Origin of the sequence: Bartonella sp. AA97HXZ, from assembly GCF_042196985.1 — a bacterium.
Lineage (GTDB): Bacteria > Pseudomonadota > Alphaproteobacteria > Rhizobiales > Rhizobiaceae > Bartonella.
Genome location: NZ_JBHIRC010000058.1, coordinates 1 through 2,185 on the forward strand (window position 1 = coordinate 1; position 2,185 = coordinate 2,185).

Below are 2,185 nucleotides of genomic sequence, written 5' to 3' on the forward strand. Positions count from 1 at the left end.
CCTCTTCTCAAGAACACTTCACTGTTACAGATGTCCAAGCCTCTGAATCCGGTATGTATAAGCTTATCTTGCGGGAGCTAAAGTAAAGATACGCTTATTTATTTTAAAAAGGTAAAGTCACCCCTTGACAATATGGCAACAATGTGTCTATTGTTGAACTAGGTGCCTGAAAAACACCGAACGATAAGCGGATGGATTACCGAAATAATCTCCTCCCGCCGAAATTTAAAAACTTTGACTCATCACATGCTTTGTAGCATATAGTGGTTTTGTCGGGTGTGGTTACACTATACAATACCTTTGCGGGGAAAGTGTAACGACGGACTTATCGCCGTGTTTTTCAGCGCCCGGCACTCTCTTTAGAGTGTCAATGAAAAACATCTAACGATAAGGAGTTCTCATGAACACTCTTATAGAAATTAAAGGAAGTGCTACTAATGGTGCTACCACTCAGACTATGTCTAGCATTGAAATTGCGGGAGTATGTAGTAAGAAGCATAAAAATGTTATGCGAGACATTAAACAAATATTTAGCGAGCTCAAATTTGAGCCGGCTAAGTTTTTAAGCAGTTATATTGATGAACAAGGAAAAACACGCCCTTGTTATAATTTACCCAAGCGCGAATGTTTAATTCTCGTATCTGGTTACAGTACTGCTTTACGTGCTAAAATCATTGACCGTTGGCAAGAATTGGAAAAGCAGGTAGCCACACCACAAGTTGATTATTCCAAACCCGAAGCATTACTTGGTGTCTTGAATCACTTACAAAGTCAAATCAAGCAAAAGGATAATACCATTGCCGAATTAGCTCCAAAAGCAGAGGCTTTGGAAGGTTTAAAGCGTTCTGATGGTTTGTTCGGTCTTATCGAAGCAGCGAAGATGCTTGAAGTGCGACCAAAAGATTTAACCGATTACTTGCGTAAACATGATTGGGTCTATCGGCGTGCTCCAGGAGCGCCATTGTTACCTTATCAGGATAAGATCAAGAAAGGATTCATGGATTGCCCTGCTATCACCATTCAAAGACCAGATGGAACAGAAAAGGTGCTGCCTTCAACGAAAATCACATCCAGAGGATTGGCATGTTTGAGAGAACAAATCTTTGGGGGTGTGCAATGAATAGCAGTGTCGACTTTTTGTGCGATTTATGGATGGCATTGTTTAAGCTTTCTAATCATCGAGGCATTGGAGATGAGGACTGCAATGCTATAGTTGAGGTAATGGAATCGGTCGTAGATGCTCTGGTTTTAAAGCTTCAAGATGACGTGCCCAATATTACAAAAATCTTGGCAATTTTGACAGATTTTGGAGCTTCAGAACTTCCACATCGTATGGATTCTTTGTTGCGAACTTATGAACCAGATTTAGAGAGCCCCATTAAAAAGGTTGCTTAATTAAAAAAATAGAACTCCCCTCCCTATCGTTAAAGGTAGGGAGTGGTTAAACCCTACATTCAAATTTATTGATTTTGGCAAATTCGTCTGCTTTTTCAGTTTGTAATATACTAACGTCATAAGCAGCTTGCATGTTAAGCCAAAATTCAGCAGTAGTATCAAAAAAATAGGCTAATCTTAGTGCTGTATCGGGAGTCACTGGACTATTTTCAGCAACAATACGTTCTATTCTCGTGCGTGGAACATTTAATGCTTTTGCAAGAGCATAAGCAGAGAGAGCATATTCTTTTAAATATTCCTCTCGTAAAATTTCTCCGGGATGAATCGCTATATAATTTTTCATCTCGACCTCCTACAGATCAATGATAATCTACGATTTCAACTTCATAGGCACCATTAGAGCGCCATTCAAAACAAATACGAAACTGGTCATTAATACGGATAGAATATTGACCTTTACGCTCTCCTTTCAACGCTTCTAGACGATTTCCCGGAGGACTGCGCAAATCTTTAAGATCAACTGCTTTATCGAGCATAAACAACTTTCTTTGGGCTATACGCACTAGAGTGGTGGGAAAGCCTCTGGGCAGATTGCCTTCTAAAAGATCTTTACACCGCTTATCAGCAAAAGATTCAATCACCAAATCACCTTTATTCGTTCTTTTACGTATCATAACACGATACCAATATAAAGAAAAGGATAAATGTTAAATAACAGGAGCCCCCATGCATCCGAGAGAAACGATAAGAGAAACATTTGTTGCTTTGATAAAGGCAGCAAAGACGGCAG

Annotated in this window: 4 protein-coding genes; 2 read left to right on the forward strand and 2 right to left on the reverse strand. The window is 39.6% G+C overall.

The annotated features are described in order from the left end of the window. Positions 1–400 precede the first annotated feature (400 nt). Complete coding sequence (locus ACFINE_RS09580) at positions 401–1,120, forward strand: Rha family transcriptional regulator (protein WP_375621874.1); 720 nt, start codon at positions 401–403, stop codon at positions 1,118–1,120. After that, complete coding sequence (locus tag ACFINE_RS09585; protein WP_375621875.1) at positions 1,117–1,395, forward strand: hypothetical protein; 279 nt, start codon at positions 1,117–1,119, stop codon at positions 1,393–1,395. Before ACFINE_RS09580 ends, ACFINE_RS09585 begins: the two co-directional genes overlap by 4 nt. A gap of 46 nt (positions 1,396–1,441) precedes the next feature. Here ACFINE_RS09585 and ACFINE_RS09590 read toward each other — a convergent pair whose 3' ends face one another. Continuing rightward, on the reverse strand, positions 1,442–1,738 hold the full coding sequence (locus ACFINE_RS09590) for a HigA family addiction module antitoxin (RefSeq protein WP_004861504.1): 297 nt from the start codon (positions 1,736–1,738) through the stop codon (positions 1,442–1,444). Between the two features lie 16 nt (positions 1,739–1,754). After that, positions 1,755–2,069, reverse strand: a complete 315-nt coding sequence (locus ACFINE_RS09595) for a type II toxin-antitoxin system RelE/ParE family toxin (protein WP_375610725.1) — start codon at positions 2,067–2,069, stop codon at positions 1,755–1,757. Between the last annotated feature and the right edge of the window lie 116 nt (positions 2,070–2,185).